General features: G+C 42.1%; 17 protein-coding genes. 12 read left to right on the forward strand and 5 right to left on the reverse strand.

Annotated elements, in window-relative coordinates:
- Positions 1–152: 152 nt before the first annotated feature.
- Positions 153–2,480, reverse strand: a complete 2,328-nt coding sequence (locus tag MHI25_RS13440; protein WP_340395526.1) for a hypothetical protein — start codon at positions 2,478–2,480, stop codon at positions 153–155.
- 167 nt (positions 2,481–2,647) lie between these two features.
- On the opposite strand from MHI25_RS13440, the gene MHI25_RS13445 reads away from it, so the two are divergent.
- The gene (locus MHI25_RS13445; RefSeq protein WP_076280789.1) at positions 2,648–4,219 is read left to right on the forward strand and encodes an ABC-F family ATP-binding cassette domain-containing protein; all 1,572 of its coding nucleotides are present in this window, start codon (positions 2,648–2,650) and stop codon (positions 4,217–4,219) included.
- 2 nt (positions 4,220–4,221) lie between these two features.
- On the opposite strand, the gene MHI25_RS13450 is transcribed toward MHI25_RS13445, so the two are convergent.
- Together MHI25_RS13450 and MHI25_RS13455 are read right to left on the reverse strand one after the other, a co-directional pair.
- Complete coding sequence (locus MHI25_RS13450) at positions 4,222–6,027, reverse strand: sensor histidine kinase (protein ID WP_076275825.1); 1,806 nt, start codon at positions 6,025–6,027, stop codon at positions 4,222–4,224.
- Positions 6,028–6,032: 5 nt separating this feature from the next.
- Positions 6,033–7,661: a response regulator gene (locus tag MHI25_RS13455; protein WP_076301842.1), complete on the reverse strand. Its 1,629-nt coding sequence runs from the start codon at positions 7,659–7,661 to the stop codon at positions 6,033–6,035.
- 262 nt (positions 7,662–7,923) lie between these two features.
- Here MHI25_RS13455 and MHI25_RS13460 point away from each other — a divergent pair, with 262 nt between their 5' ends.
- From MHI25_RS13460 to MHI25_RS13500, 9 genes are all read left to right on the forward strand, one after another.
- Positions 7,924–9,315, forward strand: coding sequence for an extracellular solute-binding protein (locus tag MHI25_RS13460; RefSeq protein WP_076183515.1), 1,392 nt, complete (start codon positions 7,924–7,926; stop codon positions 9,313–9,315).
- Between the two features lie 129 nt (positions 9,316–9,444).
- Positions 9,445–10,293, forward strand: a complete 849-nt coding sequence (locus tag MHI25_RS13465) for a sugar ABC transporter permease (RefSeq protein ID WP_052097471.1) — start codon at positions 9,445–9,447, stop codon at positions 10,291–10,293.
- Between the two features lie 12 nt (positions 10,294–10,305).
- Complete coding sequence (locus MHI25_RS13470; RefSeq protein ID WP_051491452.1) at positions 10,306–11,193, forward strand: carbohydrate ABC transporter permease; 888 nt, start codon at positions 10,306–10,308, stop codon at positions 11,191–11,193.
- 58 nt (positions 11,194–11,251) lie between these two features.
- Complete coding sequence (locus MHI25_RS13475) at positions 11,252–12,169, forward strand: dihydrodipicolinate synthase family protein (RefSeq protein WP_076301844.1); 918 nt, start codon at positions 11,252–11,254, stop codon at positions 12,167–12,169.
- 8 nt (positions 12,170–12,177) lie between these two features.
- On the forward strand, positions 12,178–12,864 hold the full coding sequence (locus MHI25_RS13480; protein ID WP_076301845.1) for an N-acetylmannosamine-6-phosphate 2-epimerase: 687 nt from the start codon (positions 12,178–12,180) through the stop codon (positions 12,862–12,864).
- A 16-nt stretch (positions 12,865–12,880) separates the two neighbouring features.
- Positions 12,881–13,864 (forward strand): ROK family protein, encoded by a 984-nt coding sequence (locus tag MHI25_RS13485; RefSeq protein WP_340395527.1) that lies wholly within the window; start codon positions 12,881–12,883, stop codon positions 13,862–13,864.
- Positions 13,865–14,565: 701 nt separating this feature from the next.
- Positions 14,566–14,796 carry a hypothetical protein gene (locus MHI25_RS13490; RefSeq protein ID WP_076306320.1) on the forward strand — a complete coding sequence of 77 codons (231 nt, stop codon included), beginning with the start codon at positions 14,566–14,568 and terminating at the stop codon, positions 14,794–14,796.
- A 63-nt stretch (positions 14,797–14,859) separates the two neighbouring features.
- Complete coding sequence (locus tag MHI25_RS13495; protein ID WP_340395528.1) at positions 14,860–16,008, forward strand: PQQ-binding-like beta-propeller repeat protein; 1,149 nt, start codon at positions 14,860–14,862, stop codon at positions 16,006–16,008.
- A 172-nt stretch (positions 16,009–16,180) separates the two neighbouring features.
- Positions 16,181–17,587 (forward strand): GNAT family N-acetyltransferase, encoded by a 1,407-nt coding sequence (locus tag MHI25_RS13500; protein WP_340395529.1) that lies wholly within the window; start codon positions 16,181–16,183, stop codon positions 17,585–17,587.
- A gap of 56 nt (positions 17,588–17,643) precedes the next feature.
- Here the strand turns inward: MHI25_RS13500 and thyX are convergent, their stop codons facing one another.
- Together thyX and MHI25_RS13510 are read right to left on the reverse strand one after the other, a co-directional pair.
- Complete coding sequence (gene thyX, locus MHI25_RS13505; protein WP_340395530.1) at positions 17,644–18,360, reverse strand: FAD-dependent thymidylate synthase; 717 nt, start codon at positions 18,358–18,360, stop codon at positions 17,644–17,646.
- A complete protein-coding gene (locus MHI25_RS13510; protein WP_340395678.1) occupies positions 18,357–18,653 on the reverse strand; it encodes a GNAT family protein in 297 nt (98 codons plus the stop codon). Before MHI25_RS13510 ends, thyX begins: the two co-directional genes overlap by 4 nt.
- Positions 18,654–18,840: 187 nt before the next feature.
- Here MHI25_RS13510 and MHI25_RS13515 point away from each other — a divergent pair, with 187 nt between their 5' ends.
- Both MHI25_RS13515 and MHI25_RS13520 read left to right on the forward strand, forming a co-directional pair.
- Positions 18,841–20,082 (forward strand): stalk domain-containing protein, encoded by a 1,242-nt coding sequence (locus MHI25_RS13515; RefSeq protein ID WP_248548131.1) that lies wholly within the window; start codon positions 18,841–18,843, stop codon positions 20,080–20,082.
- 119 nt (positions 20,083–20,201) lie between these two features.
- A complete protein-coding gene (locus tag MHI25_RS13520; protein WP_036686376.1) occupies positions 20,202–20,390 on the forward strand; it encodes a hypothetical protein in 189 nt (62 codons plus the stop codon).
- Positions 20,391–20,445 lie beyond the last annotated feature (55 nt).

Below are 20,445 nucleotides of genomic sequence, written 5' to 3' on the forward strand. Positions count from 1 at the left end.
GTGCTAATGTGGTGCTAATGTGGCGTTAATATGGCGGTAGTAGCACTAATATGTCGCTAATTTGGTGCAAAGGTGGCGCTAGTGTGGCAACTAAGTTAGTAACTTTTCTCGTTGTAGTAATGGGATATGTGTTCAGTAATTAGTTAGTCGAGTTAGTTGCTGTAATTTGTTTTCAACCATTCCTCGTTTGACCAGGACAATTTGCCTGCCCCTGAGCCGTCAACAGCGGTAAGTCTGGATTTTAGACTAGCTGGGTCATCTGAAATGTAGCTGTAAGGTAGTGTTGTGAATCCGTTCCATGCAAATGCTTTAACGGCAGCGGGTACAGGGGAGAGAGGGCTGTTCTTAGATGTACTGTCTCCTCTGAACGTTGCTCCATCTAGTGAATAGATCGTATCTAAAGCTGCGATTGCACCCGTATATTTGCTATTACTTGCATCCGCTTGATTGTTGCGAAGAGGATACACTACATCAATGATTACAGACCTTTCAAGTAATACAGCTCCTCCTTCTGTAGAGATGGCTCCGTTACTTGTAACCCCGAAATGATACCCCTTGCTTGAGATCGCTTTTTCCATAGCGGAAGTTAGACGTTTTTTAGCCAATCTAGTATCTTCGTTGTCCATTACAATGTTATAGGCATGCGCATTACCACTACGAAGGCGGGGCATGCGGTCTTGTATATCTTTATAGTAGTTGTGATGGAGCGTTACAGAAAGAAGCGCATTATCAGCTGCAAACTCTGTTGCGCCTATTAAGTGGCCCTTTTTTTGACTAGCGGCAATCGCAATGATGTCGTCTTTACTTAGGCCAACTGAGCTGCTTCTTAAATAAGCGTACATGGGATAGGCAGCCTTGTTGGCTTCCATAGCATTAATTTGCTGAGTAACCCAGCTGTTTGCGTTTCTATCATCCCCTAAGAAGGATGACCATGAAATGGTGACGCCGTTGCTGCCTTTTTTAACATCGACAACTCCGTCATAAGATTTATTGAAGGTGCAGTGGTCGATCCATATGTTGTTGCTGTTCTCAATGGTGATGTAGTCCCAGTCGTTTTTATCGTAATTTCCTTTGGTTGCTTCATCCCATTCCCACAGCTCATCAAATTCAAGGTTGCGGATGATGACGTTAGAGCTTCTTTTAAAAGTAAAAGCGGCATGTTTAATGGTTGCACCCTTAGCTGAGAAAATGGTCAAACCGTCGAAGTTGTCTATAGACACTTTGCTGACACCAGTCTCTATTAATACGGGATGTGTTAAAGCACTGTTATGAGCGCTAAATGGGGAGATCTTTGCCGCATCAGAAATTTCATTCCATCCCAGATCCAAGTCGTTCATAATTTCAATAACCTTTATTTTGGATCCTTTTCTCAGTGCAGTGGCAAGATCTTCTGCGCTATATACCTTTTTATAGAGTGGACTGGTTTCTTGGATATTTCCACCACCTGTTGTTCCTATGGCAAACCCAGCCAAATCATATTCACTAACCTGAACCGGTGTAGGCGTTGGTGAAGCAGTCGGTATCGGCGTAGCAGTTGGTGTTGGTGAAACAGTCGGTATCGGCGTAGCAGTAGGTGTCGGTGAAGCAGTTGGTGTTGGTGAAGAAGTCGGTATCGGTGTAACAGTCGGTGTTGGTGAAACAGTAGGTATCGGCGTAGCAGTAGGTATCGGTGTAGCAGTAGGTGTTGGTATAGCAGTCGGAGTCGGTATAGCAGTTGGTGTTGGTGTAGCAGTCGGTAATGGCGTAGCAGTAGGCGTTGGTGAAGCAGTCGGAGTCGGTATAGCAGTTGGTGTTGGTGTAACAGTCGGTGTCGGTGAAGCAGTCGGTAATGGCGTAGCAGTAGGTGTTGGTGTCGGTGTAGTGCCAATGGTGTCAGAAACGGTCACGTTGTCGAACATCGTAATTGTCTTAAAGGTAACGAGCCCTGCTGCACCTTTTTTTAATTTGGAATCGGAAGCTGAGAGCTCCAGCGTATCATTTACATACATGTTGATGGTATTTCCGCTCATTTCGAGTTTTACGTTATACCAAACTCCTGTTTGCAGAGCGTAAGGTTTGCTGGACAAAGTTGTAGTAGATCCAGAAACTTTCTTTCTGATTTCCAGCATGCCATCATTATTATTATACAAAGAAGCTGCATAAAAATTATTTCCATCTATGTATCTGCCTGCAACATAAGTTCTGTTTGAGCCATTAAAATCAACAACTTTTACATCCGCTTCCACAGTGTAATCGCTCCAGGCTGGATCACCTGCAGAAGTACGTCCTTCTTTTGTGGCAGATTGGTAATATACGCTGTTGCCTTCGTCCTCAACAATAGTCCAATTCCCACTAGTGGATGTCCATAGATTATCGCCCTCTTCAAAGCGGTCTTGGAAGAAGGTAGAAGCACTTGCCGGATACACAATAAAAAGAGAAAAGAGCAGGGTAATGCACATAATAACACTAGCATTTTTCTTGAATGATTTTAGCAAACTCATTGTAATCCTCCTTATGTATTTATAAATTTATATTAATATAAATACATATATCGGAAATAAATATAAGTAATAATATGATTATAAAGTCCTTTTTTTAATTAGTGCTATAATAGCTTTTTGGGTATTCAACGATGAATTCTGATCTATACGAACTAGGAGTGATAGACTTGAGCGTAATCCGAATGGAGAACGTAACTAAGAAATATGAGAATACATTGATCTTTCGAGATATTTATTTTCGCGTGGGCAAGGGTGAACGTATTGGCTTAATCGGACGAAATGGAGCAGGTAAATCTACTGTTTTTAAGCTAATCATGGGAAAAGAGGAGCCAACGGCAGGAAAAGTAGAGTTAGATCCCAATGTGAAGATCAGCTACTTCTCTCAATTTTCGGAGCTTTCCGGGTCTTTGTCTGTACAACAAGAGTTAGAACTTTGCTTCGAAGAGGTAGCACGCATTGAACAGGAGCTTAACCAAATAGGAGAACAGCTTGGGCAGGTGTCGGATGATGTCCAGATGAATGCACTTTTAGAGCGCCAAGCTGAGCTTTTTGAACAAATGGAGCATTTGGATGGCTGGAATGTATCTGTGGAAATCAATACGGTGCTGACTAAATTAGGATTCGATGAGAGATCGCGGCATCAACCTGTAGAGGAGTTATCCGGAGGCTGGAGGAACCGCGCGGCACTGGCTAAAGTCTTAATTGAAGCGCCCGATGTTGTATTGCTCGATGAGCCTACTAATTTTTTGGATATGGAAGGGATCGTATGGTTGGAGCAGTGGCTGCACCGTTTCAATGGGGCGATGCTTCTGGTTTCTCATGATCGGCAATTTATTGACAGAGTGGTCACGCGGACGATAGAAATCGAGAACTATCATTTTCAGGAATATGAAGGCAATTATACCGATTACGTTCGTAAAAAGAAGATGCGTAAAAAAGTGCTCGATCGGCAATTTGAGTGGGAAGAAGAACTTCTCCTTATGGAGTCCGAGGCCATTGAAAACCGTGGTAGTAAGAAGTCTTCTAAGGATCGTCTATCCCGTAAGCTAACGGATATGAAAAAACGAGTGGAACCTCATCCAGTTAACGTATTAATCACTGATATTTATAGTAATTTACGTTTTCCTGACAAGCTGGGGGAAGTGAAGCGGATTGGACAAAGTTATGATGGCCGCTCCATTTTCCAGAACATTAGCTTCGATATTCAAAAGGAAGACCGGATAGCTATCGTAGGTCCGAACGGCAGCGGAAAATCGACACTAATCAAAGTACTGACTGGACAAGAAGCACCGGAATCGGGGGAAGTGACTTGGGAACGCGGGGTCGGTTATGCGTACTTTAATCAGATGTGGGATGAGCTGGATCATAAAGATACCGTCAGCCATGCCGTAAATGTTTATGGACTGGGACTGGACGCACCGCGGAAAAAGGTGAATAAATTTCTAGCGATGCTGCAATTCTCGGAAATGGATCTGAGTAAAACGATTGGCAGCCTTTCAGGCGGACAGCAGGCCAGAGTGGCTTTAGCGAAATGCCTTCTCTCCGGAGCTGCTGTCATTATTTTAGATGAGCCCACTAACCATTTGGATTTAACCAGTATTCAGGTGATGGAGCAGGCGTTGATTCATTTTCCTGGCGCTGTAGTAACAGTTAGTCATGATCGGTTTTTTATTGATAAAATAGCGACGAAAATGCTCACCTTTGATCCTGAATTAGGCATTACTGAGCAAAATGTTTAGGATTACGCGGGAAGTCGGATGATCACTGTCGTTCCTTCACCTACGTGACTGGAAATTTCAATTCCATATTTTTCGCCAAAATGAAATTGAATACGATCATGAACATTTTTAATGCCAATATGTTCTTCATCTAAGGTATCTGAGGGTTGAGAGAGACGGAAACGCAGCTGTTTAAGTTTCTCTTCCTCGATGCCAATGCCGTTATCTTTAACGATAATCAGCATATCCTCCCCCGATATCACCGAGGATACCTCAAGCAGACCTGGTTCACTGCGGCTTTCTAGGCCATGTACAATAGCATTCTCTACGATGGGCTGCAAGGAGAAGTGCATGACCTTAACGATCTCGCATTGCGGATCTAGCTGCTCCATGTACTGTAATTTATCCCCAAAACGCAACTGCTGAATCTTCACATATAGCCGGACATGCTCAAGTTCTTCGCGCAGGGTAACGGTGATTTTCCCAGTCTGGATATGAATCCGAAACAATCTGCCCACGATCCCCACCATCTCGCCAATCTCTCTTTGCCCATTGATGATGGCTTTCATTTGAATAGATTCAAGGACATTTGCCAGAAAATGCGGATTGATTTGGCTTTTGAGTGCACCATATTGGGCTACTTTTTGTTGAGCCTTGGCCATCGAAGATCGCTCAATATAGTTTTGCAAATCCTTAACCATCTTACGAATTCCATTATATAGAACCCCAAATTCATCTTGACGATTACTGTACAAATCCACATCGAAATTCCCCATCCCCACCAGCTTCACCTTCCGGCTTAACAGAATAATAGGTTTGGTTACGCGTTCAGAGAGGATATACATAAATAAGAGTGCAGTGACAAGCGATAAGAGCGCCAAGGTTAAAATGATTTTGCCAAGAAAAGAAGCCTGCTTAGTCATCTCTTTTTCATCAATATATTGAATGACCTTCCAGTTGGAGTAAGGAGAGGTAACAAAATTAATGTACGAATCCTTGTCATCAAAAGTACCATATAAGCTCCCGGCGTCATTGTTCATAAAAGTGTTAAGCGCCTGTTTGTCGATAGGGACTGGCTCTAAAGGACTCGTCTCCAATGAATCTGAGCTGTAAACGTTGCCCCCCTTATCGTCTAAAATAATAAATTTCCGCTTGCTATTCTCGGACAGCTTTAAGATTTCCCGTAATGAATCCAGCCGGATATCGATTAACATGACACCTAAGGGCTGCTTGCTTCCTTTTTTATTAATGACTCTGGCAATGGAGATGACGGATTGTTTGGAATTGGTGCGATAGAAGGGGAGATGACTTCCAAACAGGATTACGCCCCCCTTTTTTTGCTGCGTCTGTAAATACCAATCCTCTTGGGTGTAGTCCTTCACATCATAATCCGCACGATTGAAATTGGCGGAGTAGAATACACGTGACCCCGCGAAAATCTGCACACTGTCGACATTTTTAATCGTCATTTCAATCCCGCTGATGAACTGTTCAATCGTGTTTCCATACTGAATACTTAGATCATTCCCGATATTATCTTTGTTGATAGTCCAATGCTCGAGAGCGGTTTGTAATTGACTATCTACCTGGGCGTTAAGGGTCCCTTTTTCAATACTTTGCAGATACTGGTCGATGTTGAAAGAAAGATTATTAAGGATGAGATTAGAGCTGCTTTGATATTCATTTTTGACGGCTTGATTTGAAAAAATATAGATAATCGCGGATATAATCAGCAAAGGAATGGTAATGGTCAGGATCATCAGCACAAAAATCTGCCGATTGACATGCCGCATCCGATAGCGTTTTTTTGGCTGGTTTATTTGCATCATTTTGCTTACCACCCCGATTGTTTTCTATAGTCTGATGGGGTCATGTTGGTGAAGAGCCGGAACGTTTTAACGAAATGCTTATAGCTCTTGTAACCACACATTGTGCAGACATCGGTCACTAGAATCTCCGGTTTTTTTAAGCATTCCTGCGCGTATTCCATACGGATTTCGGTTACAAATCGCATATAGTTCTTATCGAGTTTTCTTTTGAACAGACGGCTTAAATAAGAAGGGTTATAGAAAAAGCGATCCGCTACCATTTGTAGAGTAATATCTTGATCAATATTAGCTCTAATGAAGGATTTAATATGTTCAAAGATAATCACATCCTGCTGATGGTTATCCGTCAGACCTTCGGTATATATGTTCCCCAGATGAACCATCCAATTCCCCAGCCACTCGAACATGACCTCAAGGGAGTGAAAATCCTCAACAAAAGTAAGGTTTAATAGTTTATCGCTGTACACACCCTCCCTATGAATGTGGTTTTTATTAGCGAAGCGGATAATGACACTTATGATTTCTTGTACATACGCAAGCCATAGATCAGGTGAAGGGCCATCTGCTTTATGCAAAATATCTTGTGCCAATCGTTGCATTAATTGTAGAATTTCTTGTTTATTGGCGTTTTCGATGCAGGAGATTATTCGTTTCTTATCGTTGTCATCTAGTTGGATAAGCATTGGTTTAGTAGCTGTGGCGCCTGCCTTTATGGAAGAGATATGGAATATATTCTGTTCATTCTGATAGAAGCGTTGATATAACAGCTTTTCAGACTCGTGAAGTAATGAAGTGATTTGAGACAGTTCGTTCGTCACTGTACCTATGGCAAGATAAAGGGCAAGATGATGTTCTAACGTAAGCTTGTTCAAATGCTGATCGAGTTCAGTAAGTACTTGGGTCTCAAAAGGGACAATGCTCGTTGCAGTCTGTGATCCCATGACTATTAGCCCGTATAGTTTGGATTTAGCAGCATATGTAAAAATAGATCGTGGCAGACTTGCCGGGAGATAGGCCTCCGTTGCAAGATGTATGAACTTAGTCGCCTGTTCTCGCATCCACCTTGTGGATGGTGAAGGTGTTTCTCTGATAGGGAAACCTGCCAAAACAAAAGGGAGATACAGATAATGTTTACTTTTGAAACTACATAATTCAGCGATTAAATTAGTGTCAATTGCAGGTTGTTCTTCTTCGAGTAGTAGCTTTATAAGTTGTGAGCCTTCCAGAGTAGAACGTTTCCTTTGTTCTTGTTGTTTAAGTTGCAGCTTGTTCATGCATTCTTGAATCACGGTTAGGCTTTCTTCATATTCCAGAGGTTTGAGTAAAAAAGCATGCACACTCCCAAGTTTGATGGCTCGTTGAGCGTATTCGAAATCATTAAATCCTGTCAAAATAATAAACAAAGTATCAGGAAGGAATTGGCGAAGCTCTTCTATCATCTGAAGACCATCCATTTCGGGCATGCGAATATCAGTGATCACTAAATCTGGCTGCTCACGTAGTGCGGTAGCGACGCCTTCTTTTCCATTCTCCGCTTCAACAATACTCTGAACACCAAGCTCCTGCCACGAAAAGTAATGTTTTAATCCCGTCCGTATTAACGGTTCATCCTCTACAATCATAAGCTTGTACATGAAATCCCTCCGGAAGACTAGATTTATAGTGGATTTTTCAACAACGATATCATCAAATGTAAGTTATAAGCTAAAAATTAAAATGATTATAGGTGAAATATGTAATGTATTATAACATTGAAGAGGGGCTGAAAGAAGGTATAGGTCAGAATACGACCCTAAATGTAAAAGGAGTGGGATTCTCCTGAATTTATAATTGATTTATGATTAGCGCAAGGAATGAGAAAGCATTCTATTCCACAAAAATAATAGGGGGTAGCACATGAGAGCAATGAAAAAAGGGCTAATGAGCATTGTTGGTGTCGCACTTTTAGGTACACAGTTAGTTGCATGCGGAAATACGAATACAGCGAATTCCGCCAATGAACCAAGTAATAATACTGATAAGAGTGAGCCCGCGGCCACCGAGACTGCTGCTAAACCAGTAGAAATAACATGGTGGAATTTTCCGAGCTTTCAAGCTTTAGATGGTGAAGTTGGCAAATATGAGAAGGAAATCATTGCAGCTTTTAATGAGAAGAATCCGGAAATTAAAGTCAACCTTGAGATGATCACCTTTGAAGGCGGCCCTGAAAAACTGAATGTGGCAATTGCTTCGAATACCGCACCTGATGTAATTTATGATGCTCCTGGACGGATTATAGACTGGGGTAAAAAGGACTTATTAGCACCTCTTAATGATATGGTGACCGATGAAGTGAAAAATGATATTTCGGAAGCCTTTTGGAAACAGTCTAGTGTTGGCGAAGAGATCTTTATGTATCCGATCAATACAGCTCCTTTTATGATGGCGGTAAACAAGACCGTTTTTGAGAAGATTGGCGCGCTAGATTTGCTTCCTCTGGATAAGGAAGACCGAACTTGGACGTTTGAAGAATATAAGAAAGCGCTGGAAGCTGTTAAAGAAAAAGCACCTGATGTTATTCCTACCGGATTCTTCGCGAAGAGTCAGGCTGGAGATCAAGGAACTCGTGCATATCTTGCTAACTTAGGTGTATCCAGATTTCTAAATGAAGATAATTCCGCAGTCGCGATCAATACTGATAATGCTGCGAAAGCGTTGGATTGGATCGTTCAAGCTACAAAAGATAAACTTAGCGTTTCTGGTGCGGCTTCCCTTGCGGCTGCTGACGTGAACGACTTATTTTTACAAGGGAAATTAGCCTTTACACTCAACTATTCTGCAGTACTTAAAGCTCAGAACGTATCTAAAAAAATGGTTGAATTCGAAGATGTTCTGCTTCCATTCCCTACTTTAGATGGATCGGAACCTAAGCTTGAACCTTACCTCGGCGGTATGGCTGTATTCAATAATGGTGATGAAGCTAAGATTGCAGCTTCTAAGAAGCTGATTGATTTTATTGCTAATGATCCTGTATGGGGGAAGAAAAACTTGATTCAAACAGGTGGTTTGTCTGTTCGTAATTCGATTACAGGCCTCTATGATGATGCAGAGTACAAATACGCTGAGTATGCTCGTAAATTCACAACAGATGCACCTACCATTGCCGATGGATATGCTGATATTCGTACCTTCTGGTTCCCTGAATTACAACGTGCTTTAACTGGAGGAGCAACCGGTAAAGAAGCTTTGGACAGCTTTGCTGCAAAAGCAAACGAAGCGATTACGAAAGCAAAGGCTGCAATGAAATAAAAAAAGTGAATGGTGTCCAAAAGAATAGAGTGCGGGAAGCACTCTTTTCTTTTTAAATCATCGAAGAAATGGGGAAGGACTGTGGGGACAACGGTTCGCAAAATAAAAGGTTATGTGATTCGTGACTGGATGATGAGTTATCTCTTTTTAGTGCCGGCATTTGGGTTTTTCCTGCTTTTTGTAGCTTATCCGATGGTGAAAGGGGTCTATATTAGTTTCTTTGATTACTCCTTGAGAGATTTCAGCTTTATTGGCCTCGATAATTATATCTCCTTAATAAAAGATGATAACTTCAGGAAGTCGATGGGAAATACATTATTGCTTGTACTCATCACCGTACCCATCGTTATTATTTTCTCGTTATTTATCTCTATGAATATTTATAAGAAAAAAGAGTTTGCCAGATCGTTTTTCCGCGGAGTGTTCTATTTGCCGGCTGTATCCTCGGTCGTAAGCATCACAGTCGTTTGGGGCTGGATCTATCATCCGAACTATGGGATTCTAAATTATTTGACCAGCTTTTTGGGAATGGAGCCTATATCCTGGTTAGGAGATACGAGGACTGCACTGCTTGCTATTATCGTGGTTCTGATAACGACCTCTGTAGGGCAGCCGATCATTTTATATGTGGCATCTATTGGGAACATTCCTACTTCTTACATAGAAGCAGCTGAGATTGATCGAGCGACGCCTTGGCAGATTTTCCGGAAAATATTATGGCCAATGCTAATGCCAACGAACTTATATATTATCGTGATTACCACGATCAACACCTTTCAATGTTTTGCACTAATTCAGTTGCTCACCTCGGGTGGACCTGTGTATAGCACATCGACTGTTATGTATGGCGTTTACGAACAAGCCTTTATGCTCGGTCATTTTGGATATGCCTCGGCGATGGGTGTCATCCTTGCGATTGTGATCGGGATCATTTCTATCATTCAATTCAAATACTTTGGCAGTGATGTTGAGTATTAAGGAGGGGACATCATGAATTCTACGAATCCGTTAGAACTGAGAGCACCTATTGGCCAATCTAAGAAAGTAAGCAAATGGAAAAAAGAATTGACGATTCCAAAAATATTAGCGACCATCCTGTTGATTCTAGCAACGTTGTTTTTTATCTTCCCTTTTTATTGGGTGGTTTCAGGGGCATTTAAGCTTCAGACTGTAGCAACAACGATTCCCCCGGAATGGTTTCCGGCTAAGCCGACTCTGCAAAACTGGACCGAGTTATTTAAGAATCCCGTTGAGCGCTGGATGTTTAACAGTTTCATCATTGCTTTTTGTGAAATGGCAGCGATTTGTATCGTTTCTTCCTGTGCTGGATATGTGCTTGCCAAAAAGTCTTTTCCTGGTCGAGGCATTATCTTTACGATGTTTGTTGCCGCTATGGCATTGCCTAAGCAAGTTATTCTTGTCCCGCTGTTTACGATGCTTGCAGATTTTGGGTGGGTCAACACGTATAAAGGGCTTATTTTACCGGCGATTGGCTGGCCATTTGGAGTCTTCCTAATGAAGCAGTTCGCGCAGACGATTCCAGGAGAATTAATTGAAGCAGCCAAAATAGATGGCAGCTCTGAGATTCGTTTGTTCGGAACCATCATTTTACCTTTGTTAAAGCCTGCAATAGGGGCACTGGCAATCTTTACCTTCATCACTTCTTGGAATGATTATTTCAGTCAGCTGATCATGACCAGATCGACTTCAATGATGACATTACCACTTGGGGTAGCGACTCTTCGGGGTGAATTCACAACAAACTATGGACTGCTTATGGCGGGTGCTGCGTTAGCCTCTATTCCTATGATTGCAATTTTTCTAATGTTCCAAAAAGCCTTTACTCAAGGGATTACTATGGGGGCTGTAAAAGGCTAATTATTCCTATAACAACGAAAATTAATAGTAATGAATTAAACGATGGAGGCTGTAATTTATGAAATCATATGATCTTGAATCCTTTAAAGGCATTATTATTGCTATGTACTCCAGTTATGATGCTGAGGGGGAAATCGATAAAGAAGCAGCCCGAAAATTAGTTCGTCAGTATGCTTCTACGGGAGTAAAAGGTCTTTATGTTGGCGGAAGCTCTGGCGAAGGTATGCTGCAATCTGTAGAAGAACGCAAACAAATGCTCGAGGCAGTTATAGCAGAGGTTGGAAAAGAGCTTACAATCATTGCTCACGTGGGTGCCCCATCTACAAGAGACAGTGTTGAACTAGCTATCCATGCTGAGAAAGTTGGCGCACATGCCGTATCGGCTGTTCCAGCGATCTATTATCGTCTGTCACCGGAAAGTGTTGAAAGTCATTGGCAGGCGATTATTGATAGTACGGCGCTTCCATTTATTATCTATCACATCCCGCAAACTACAGGCTTTCAATTATCGAAAAGCTTGCTGATTAAGATGGCAGCTCAGGATAAAGTAATCGGGGTGAAAATTTCGGCGGAGAGCACGTTTGAGCTTCAGCAATTTAAAGCCGCAGGCGGGAAGGATTTTCTAGTCTTAAATGGACCAGATGAGCAGTATTTGGCGGGCCGCAGTATTGGGGCAGATGGCGGGATTGGTGGAACTTATGGGGTGATGCCCGAGTTATTCCTAAAAGTGGAACAATGTTATGTGCAAGGAGAGATGGCTGAGGCGCAGAAATGGCAGTTTATCATCAATGATCTCATTGTTGAATTGCTATCCTTTCCTTCATTATATGGTGCGTGTAAAGCTATCCTTAGTGTGCGCGGATTTGAAACAGGTCAGCCAAGAATGCCGCTTTTACCGATTAAGGATTCCGATCAGGAGCGGGTGGAAGCTCTGAACAATAGAATATTAGATTATATTCTTGAAGCGAAGGGATAGGGTTAATAATGACTCGAATAAGTGATATCTTTCCGGTGAAAGGTCTGATTGTTTCCTGTCAGGCACTTGAGCATGAGCCGCTTCATGGTGGGGATACAATGGCTAAAATGGCAAGAGCAGCGGTTCAATCAGGAGCTATAGGAATCCGGACAAATGGTGTTCCAGATATTGTAGCTATCAAAAAAGAAGTAAATGTACCGGTCATTGGACTTATTAAACGGGATATTCCCGGATCAGCCATATTTATAACACCAACCTTAGATGAAGTGAAGGCGATTGTTTCTGCAAAAGCAGAGATTATTGCGCTTGATGTAACGAATCGGGAAGAACGCTTAGAGTCAGTAAAGCCATTAATAGAATATGCACATCTGAGAGGTGTGCTGGTTATGGCGGATATTTCGACATTTGAGGAAGGGCTTGCCGCTGAGAAATTAGGTGTGGATTTCATCGGTACCACGCTTTCAGGCTACACCCCATACAGTACACAGCAGGAAGGACCGGACCTTGTCTTAATTCAACAATTAAGCAAATTAGTGAACATTCCTGTTGTTGCGGAAGGACGGATATGGACACCGGAAGACGCAGCAAAAGCTAAGAATGCGGGGGCATCCTATGTTGTTGTAGGAAGTGCAATTACTAGGCCACAATTGATCACTTCGAGATATGTTAAGGCCGTGAGCAATTTCAATGACTGACGGAGGTGAGTCCGCGATGGAAGGGTATGATCCTCATATAGAATATGCGATCGGAGTAGATATTGGCGGCACGAAAATTAATGCCGGACTCGTCTCTTCACAAGGGGACGTTTTACATACTGTAAGCCTAAGCACATTGGTCGGACAGACGAAAACAATGGATCGCATTATACTAGCAATTCGGACATTAATGGATGAAATAACAGCACAACAAGCGGGAATTCAGCTCCAAGGAATTGGCGTAGGATCAGCAGGGCAAATGGATTGGGAGGCGGGGCGTATCCGCTCCGCTTCGGAGCTTATCCCTGGCTATGCTGGCACAGCTTTGAAGGAGTTGCTTCAGACACAGTTTAATCTTCCGGTAATCGTTGATAATGACGTGAATGTATTAGCATTAACAGAGAAATATTTAGGCTCAGGCAAAGAGGTAAAAGACTTTATCTGTCTTGCCCTTGGTACGGGCGTGGGTGGAGCGGTAGTCGTAGACGGCCATCTTGTCCACGGTTCTTGGGGTGGGGCTGGAGAGTTAGGGCATATGTCCGTAGATTTCAAAGGACCTGCATGCGTTTGTGGTGGAACAGGCTGTTTGGAGCAGTATGCTTCAGGCACAAGTATCGCACGTCGCATGCGCGACAAGCTTTTATTACATAACCAGTCCCCAGAGAATGTAGACTCACGGGAAGTGATAGCGAGATGGCGGGCAGGTGACTCTCTGGCTACAGCGTTAATGGAAGACACGATTGCTGCGCTCGGATCCGCGATTGCTTCATTAATCCATATTTTTAACCCTAAAGTCATCGTCATTGGCGGTGGAGTTGCTGAAGCAGGCGAACTTTTGTTTGAAGGCATTAGAAGGGAAGTAAAGGGCAGAGTAATGCCATCGATGCTGGGAAATGTTCGTATTGAAGCAGCCTATTATGGTAATTTATGTGGAATGATCGGTGCGGGGCTGCAGATGTGGGAGTATAGTCCCGATAAAGTAAAGAGAGCAGCGCTATAAGGGGCTATTCACCATCTATCTGTATAGAAAATCACGGGGAGCAATACGTAGAAGCGAGTTTAATTGTACATCGTACAACTATATTTCTCGAATCCCTCCAGCCGATGGGTATAAGTGTATTTTGTACAGCTATTTTCTTGATTTACAGCCTTAGTGGTGGCTTCTCGTGTTTTTAGTTGTAGAAAATGCAACTAAAGTCAAAATGATTGCATTCGCCTACGAAATAACTGTATAGAATACATTTATTCTATTTCTCAGATTCCCCTGAGTGCGGTAAAAACAATTGAACCATTGAAGATTGATTAGTGTTTTGGGATTGGTTAAATTTTAAAATAATTTAGTTAGAACCACATGTGAATAATACTCCATGTGGTTTCTTTTATTAGTTATAGCCCGCCCCAGTACCCACTGCCGAATGAACCCTTCGTTCAACCATCAACACATCTAATCCATGTTATGGGAAGCAGTTTTTCGCTTTTTACGTTGAATTTATGATGATGATTCATTAATGTGAGCATATCACACGATATCGCTACGACGAATTCAATGTGTCCAAAGACTCGGGGAAATTCGACCTTAACTGGTCCGGCTCGGATAACTTGTTTGACCAAACCAGCCTAGCTAAGATTTTAATTAGGCTTAAGGGATACAAATTTTCCAGTTTGTATCCCTTAACTTATATAACAAAGGATGGGAAAGTTATGGTCGATTATAATAACAACGAAGGAATAGGCGGTTTTCAACAAGGCAGCTATCGTCCATTAGCCATTCATCCCATTGAGGCGAATTGGACCAGACAATCCCGATTCAGAGCTCCAACATCGCTTTCAGTTTTGAAGCGAGTTGTTGACTCGGGGCGGCCGGATTTTTCATATGGATTAAGCTCGTTTACAGTGAATGAACAAAGGAGAGCCATTTTGGCTGTGGGGTAGGGTGATTTCGAGCTTAATCATCAATATGGCAAACTGTTTCGGGTTTGCTTTGAATCTGACACTGTGGAGCTGCTATTGGAGACTAAGGCATCCCTTATGTCTCCCCTGCTGATCAGCCCAGCCTCCATTTTAGTTGCGACCAATAGCATTCGAGATAATCAGCTCATTTCGGTTGACGAAAACGGCCAGATAAATTGGAAGACTGCAGTGGATGGTGTACCGTATGGCAGGCCGGTGGTAAACAGCGAAGGGTATATTTACCTGTGTACATATGAAGATGAGTCACAAATTATTGGGAGACTCTATGCTTTTGATGCGGATGGAACCATAAGATGGGTTTACAAGTGCTCGTCCATATTTTGGTGCGATCCGGTTATTTCCCGTGAAGGAATCATATATATTGGTCAAAATGTGAATTCCAAACTTTATGCTTTTAGTCCTGATGGAGAGTTGTTGTGGGAGAAACCGATGGGTCAAGGAGAAGGGCACCGTCCCCCTGTCATAGATCAGGATGGGGTTATGTATGGGTGTCTTTCTAGCCAGTTATATGCCATTGCTCCGGATGGCGAAGTGAAATGGATATACCAACCGGAGGAAAGCTACGTTGACACCAGCCCTTCCCTGGGCGCAGACGGTAATTTATACGTAAATTTGACCGGCGGGGAATTCATTTGTTTAACGCGAGACGGTGAACAGCTATGGAGAGCGGAAACTAAAGGTTTTGCAATAACTCAGCCAATTCTCGGCCGATGCGGCAACGTTATTCAAAGTCGCTTAATGGATAACTCGATTGAAAGCTACTCCGTTGTTGATATTTTTTCCCAAAAAGGAGTGCATTTAGCGGAGACCGCAATCAAAGGTTCCATTCATTCGGTGATTTTGGCAAATGATGAAGTGATTTACGTCCTGTCCTCCTATTGGACGGCTAAGATGGAGCCTAAATGGGAACTTCATTTGCAAATCTCCATCGGGCAGTCCCAAGGTTGGACAACAGTACTGGGGGAGAAATTCAACTGGGAAACGATTGGTGAAAGCGCCAGATCTTTGTCTAACTTGATCTCTTCCCTTGTACTTGCTATAGGATACTTTGATGATGATGTGCAGGAGAGTGTAGAGCAACTGGAGACTATTGTACCTGCTCCGCTTATTCTGAAATATGACTGGGTAGAGGACGATGAGTCGCTTGGTCGGAGATTTGCTCCGGCACAGTGAATTATATAGTCCTAATTAGAAAAGTGTTTTTTTTATAAAATGCTATAGATATGGTGGAAGAGCAAAAGCTCTGCCTATTAAATTCCCTTGATTTAATAGAATAATTTACCGATAATGTTAATGGGGGGACCCAAAATCAAATCCGTCATGAAGCAGGAGGCACTATCGGACAATGATGACTTTAATGAACATGGTGCGGGGAACGGAGAACGATCTTCCTGCTAAAGAGATGATTAAGTATTGGAATCATGAGCCTGGAACCTTAAAGATGGTAAGGGCCAGCAGCAATTTTATTTATACCTTTCAGTGGAATGGTAACCGCTTTTATTTAAGGTTTACTCATGAAGAGGATAATTCTCCAGACAATATCCAGGCAGAGCTGGATTTTATGATGTATTTATTAGAACAAGGTTATGAGACTGTCTCTCCAGTGCGTTCTAAGTCTGGCAATTGGATTGAAACGTTGTTAACGGATCACGGGCGATACCACGGGGTAGTTTTTGAACAGGCCCAGGGTGAATATGTTTCACTTGATGAGATGAAGGAACCTCATTTTTATCAATGGGGCCAATCGCTTGCACGTCTGCATAATTTTTCGGAAACCTATGCACCGAGCACACCTTATCGCAAAAGCTGGGTCGATTCATTGAATTTTATTTATTCCGTATTGAGCAGGCATCCTGAGGAGCATAAGGCGCTTAAGGAATATGAGCGGATTGAAGCTTGGCTATCAGAGCTTCCTTTTGGAGTAGGGCATACTGGGCTCGTGCATTATGATTTTGAGATGGATAATATCTTTTATATGCAAGAAGAATCCCGCTACAGTGCCATCGATTTTGATGACTCTATGTATCACTGGTTTGCGATGGATATTACATCGGCGTTAAGAGACCTGACGGAATCGGATGATAATGAGAGTAGAAGAAACATTGACCATTTTATTAATGGATATAGATCGGTTAAGCAGCTAGATGATGAGTATATGAAGTTGATACCTGAATTTCAAAGATTTGCAGACTTATACAGTTTTGCTAGATTACTTCGGTGTATGGAGAATACGGATGATTCTATTTTCCCGGATTGGGCGAAACAACTTAAACTGAAATTAGAAAGAGTTTGTGACCGATTACGAACCGGCTTTCAACCACATATAGTGCTGAAGGATATTACTGAAAAAAACTGGTACGCTTGTACTCAATTAGAAGTATCGGATGAGCAAAAGGCTATTTTTCCTGTACCGGTGGTCTATTGGTTAGCAGAAGCAGCTTATTGTGGTATGACCCCGCTCGCTTTATACGCAGATGAAGAATTGGTAGGTTTCTCTGTGTATAGCGTAGATCCTGAGGATGGAAGTTATTGGATTATGGCTTTTATGATTGACCAGAAATATCAGAACAGGGGTTTAGGCAGAACGGGTATGGATACCTTAATTCGTTATATTAAAGCAGAACATCATTGCGACAAAATCGTTATTGGCCATCGGATCGAAAACGAACGTGCTACGAATTTATATACATCACTCGGGTTCGTTGAAGTCAGTAGGGACGAGTTTGAAGTTATACGAGGGTTGGTAGTTTAAAAAGGGAAAAGCCGCCAAGGGTTTGGCGGCTCTTTTTTTTATATAAGGAAATTAAATTAACTTACAGAGCCGGTTGTCAGCAGCTGATCAAAAGAGACAGGGAATAGTGGCTCAATTAGCGATAAAATTGCTTTTGCATACTCCTGAATTTCTTTCTGAGCGTCATGCTCCAGTCTTTGATTTAAAAAATGAGCTACAGATTGAACTGAAGCTGTCCAGTACCAACGAACGAATAATCCATAAGCGGGTAGAAACAGTCTTGCTTGTTCAGCACATATGCCATCTGCTAAAGCTGCTTCATACTTAGATAATCCTAACTCGGTGTATTCTTGAAGCTCACGGGTGTATTTTTCACCAAGCTCCCATGCAATGATGTCACCACTGCCTTGTTTGGAATTCTCTGGTTTGGATCTCCATTCTCCCGCAGCAGGTTGATAAAAAACGGGTTCTTCTGTTATGTATCTGCGGCTGGATTCGTTCCAGGCTTCCAAGCTATCTCCAGTACCTTCGTAATGAGCAGAACCGACTACGTATTTCCACCACTGTCTCGCAACCATTAATGGGGCATAAACCTCAAATTGAGTGATGGCATGGCGGAAAGGAGAGGTATGTCCTTCACGGGCAAGGAATTTTATTAGTTTGACATCCCGATCACTAAGCTCAAAAGATTGTTTAGCATAAGAAACACGCGCAGCGTTAGCAACCGTTAAATCTGAGCCCATATGATCTACTAATCTTACATAACCTTCATTTAAAACTTTGATTGTTGTCAATTTAATGTAGCCTCCTGTTCCAAAGCAGAGTAAATGAGTTCGTCACACCATTGTTGATTGCAAAATCTAGTCTCTCTGAGGATTCCATCCCTAATCATTCCTGCTCTAATCATAACTTTTTCAGATTGAAGATTCTCTGCATTGGCATAGGCAACGACTCTATGGGCATTAAGAGAGCTAAAGGCGTAGCCTATCAGTGTTTTGACGGCTTCTGTCGCATAGCCCATTTTCCAGTATTCCGGCAGTAGAACCCAGCCAATCTCCCATTGCTTGTATAATCTCTTAATATCAATCTGTCGGCTATTATTTCCATGAGTTAATACCTCCTAATCCATGATTATAATGGAAGACTCTGTAATTATCACGGAGTAAATTCACTAGAAATACAAAAAAATATTTCTGTAAATTTTTCTCTAGTAAAATTGTGGAATTGTGATACAGTAATTAAGGTTTATATATTTAGAGGGGGATGTAAGGAAAATGAAAGCTATTAAATGGAGCATCACTGCAGCGTTAGCAGTATCTATGTTGGGTCCAATACATACAGTGAAGGCGGCAGATACGCGTAACGTCGATTACGATCAAGGTAGTATTTTACGGAGTGCCAGTTCAGTTTCGTCATCATACAATGAAGGCAATCCGCAGGTTGAAGATTTGATTTTTCAGATGGATGCTACCGAAATCACTGTTGGGGACAATGTTCCGGTACAAATCTATGCTAAAGATGCCGATGGCATTTCCGAACGCGTTCCGTTAGCTCAAGCAAATGTCGTAATTGAAAAGCCTTATTTGCTGCAAAAGCAAGCCGATGGCACAATGAAAGCCTTAGCGGTAGGAGAAACGAACGTAACGGTCATTTCAGGATCAGATTCCAAAACAATAAAAGTTTCGATCAGTGCGGACCATGATATTGATCAAGGTGCATTTGTTAATGGAACAATGTATTTGCCGGTTCAATCGGTTTTTCAAACGTTGGGAGCAACAGTCCAAGTTAATACAGCAACTAAAACCTTTAGCATTCGTCTAGGTGATTTGCCAATACAGCTTCAACTCGGAAGCGATATTGCAATGGTGAATGGTGCGAAGGTCAAAATGAGTGGTAAGGTGCAAAAGATCGACGGATCTACAGTTTTTCCTGCCACGCTTTTAAAGACTGCACTGTCAGCAGAGTTAATTTGGGATGGAAATTATCAGACGATGGAGATCTACTTCGGCAAAGCAGAGTTGTTCGCCTATACGAAACAAACTGCGCAGATTTTTAAGAAGGAAGAACAAGGAAACCTCGTTAAGTTCATTGGAAAAACATATTGGCTCAATCAATTCGACTCCGATTATAAGTTCCAAAAAGTCACTATTGTAGATATTCTACCTGATTATGAAGGTGAATTCGCCATTTCATTTAAGGTTTTATCAACGGGGCAAATTCTTAACTCTTATACAATGTCGGGGGATGAGTTGATCCGTACATTAGGAAATAAAGAATATTTCTTAACAACGGATCCATTTAAGACCTATAAGTGGTCGGATGCGATTTGGAGTAAGATTAAAAAGAGCATAGTTGCTACTGGGATGACCAAGCAGCAAGTGGAGTTTAGTTGGGGTAAGCCAATAAGTAAATCCACACTATCAGGTAGTGGCATTCAAGTGGAGACCTGGCAGTATGGTAATTATAACTATGTTACCTTTACGAACGGTGTTGTCTCCATGATTTATACGAATTAATTCTTCCTAACTTCTGCGTTACTTTAGTCATAGAGCCTGTCTTTGCGACATATCATTTTGGAGAAGCACTTTCAGAATTAAAGTGTTGACTATTGTTGGCCGAAATGAGGGGTTTATTCATGGCAAAGTCAAAACGTGGACATGCACTTTGGAATTTACCATCAAGGGGGAGGGGCACTTGCCCAATCTGTCAGAACACCCGTATTAAGCTGCTTTATCCCAAGAAAAAAACGGATGGAGCAGTCGTTAAGGTCTGTAAACGCTGTGACAAGGCTCCGCAGACGAAAGTGGATGCCGTGTTGATTTAAAAAGAGTACACAAAAAGAGGCTGTCTCAAAAGTGGATTTTTCTACGTATGAGGCA

Origin of the sequence: Paenibacillus sp. FSL E2-0177 (assembly GCF_037992975.1) — a bacterium.
Lineage (GTDB): Bacteria > Bacillota > Bacilli > Paenibacillales > Paenibacillaceae > Paenibacillus_AQ > Paenibacillus_AQ odorifer.

Bases quoted from the DNA above. Each gene is read 5' to 3' on its own strand.
- MHI25_RS13520 (WP_036686376.1), top strand. From the start codon at position 20,202: ATGGCAAAGTCAAAACGTGGACATGCACTTTGGAATTTACCATCAAGG.
- MHI25_RS13490 (WP_076306320.1), top strand. From the start codon at position 14,566: ATGGTCGATTATAATAACAACGAAGGAATAGGCGGTTTTCAACAAGGC.
- MHI25_RS13450 (WP_076275825.1), bottom strand. From the start codon at position 6,027: ATGATGCAAATAAACCAGCCAAAAAAACGCTATCGGATGCGGCATGTC.
- MHI25_RS13475 (WP_076301844.1), top strand. From the start codon at position 11,252: ATGAAATCATATGATCTTGAATCCTTTAAAGGCATTATTATTGCTATG.
- MHI25_RS13440 (WP_340395526.1), bottom strand. From the start codon at position 2,480: ATGAGTTTGCTAAAATCATTCAAGAAAAATGCTAGTGTTATTATGTGC.
- MHI25_RS13455 (WP_076301842.1), bottom strand. From the start codon at position 7,661: ATGTACAAGCTTATGATTGTAGAGGATGAACCGTTAATACGGACGGGA.
- MHI25_RS13480 (WP_076301845.1), top strand. From the start codon at position 12,178: ATGACTCGAATAAGTGATATCTTTCCGGTGAAAGGTCTGATTGTTTCC.
- MHI25_RS13465 (WP_052097471.1), top strand. From the start codon at position 9,445: ATGATGAGTTATCTCTTTTTAGTGCCGGCATTTGGGTTTTTCCTGCTT.
- MHI25_RS13515 (WP_248548131.1), top strand. From the start codon at position 18,841: ATGAAAGCTATTAAATGGAGCATCACTGCAGCGTTAGCAGTATCTATG.
- MHI25_RS13485 (WP_340395527.1), top strand. From the start codon at position 12,881: ATGGAAGGGTATGATCCTCATATAGAATATGCGATCGGAGTAGATATT.
- MHI25_RS13500 (WP_340395529.1), top strand. From the start codon at position 16,181: ATGATGACTTTAATGAACATGGTGCGGGGAACGGAGAACGATCTTCCT.
- MHI25_RS13460 (WP_076183515.1), top strand. From the start codon at position 7,924: ATGAGAGCAATGAAAAAAGGGCTAATGAGCATTGTTGGTGTCGCACTT.
- MHI25_RS13470 (WP_051491452.1), top strand. From the start codon at position 10,306: ATGAATTCTACGAATCCGTTAGAACTGAGAGCACCTATTGGCCAATCT.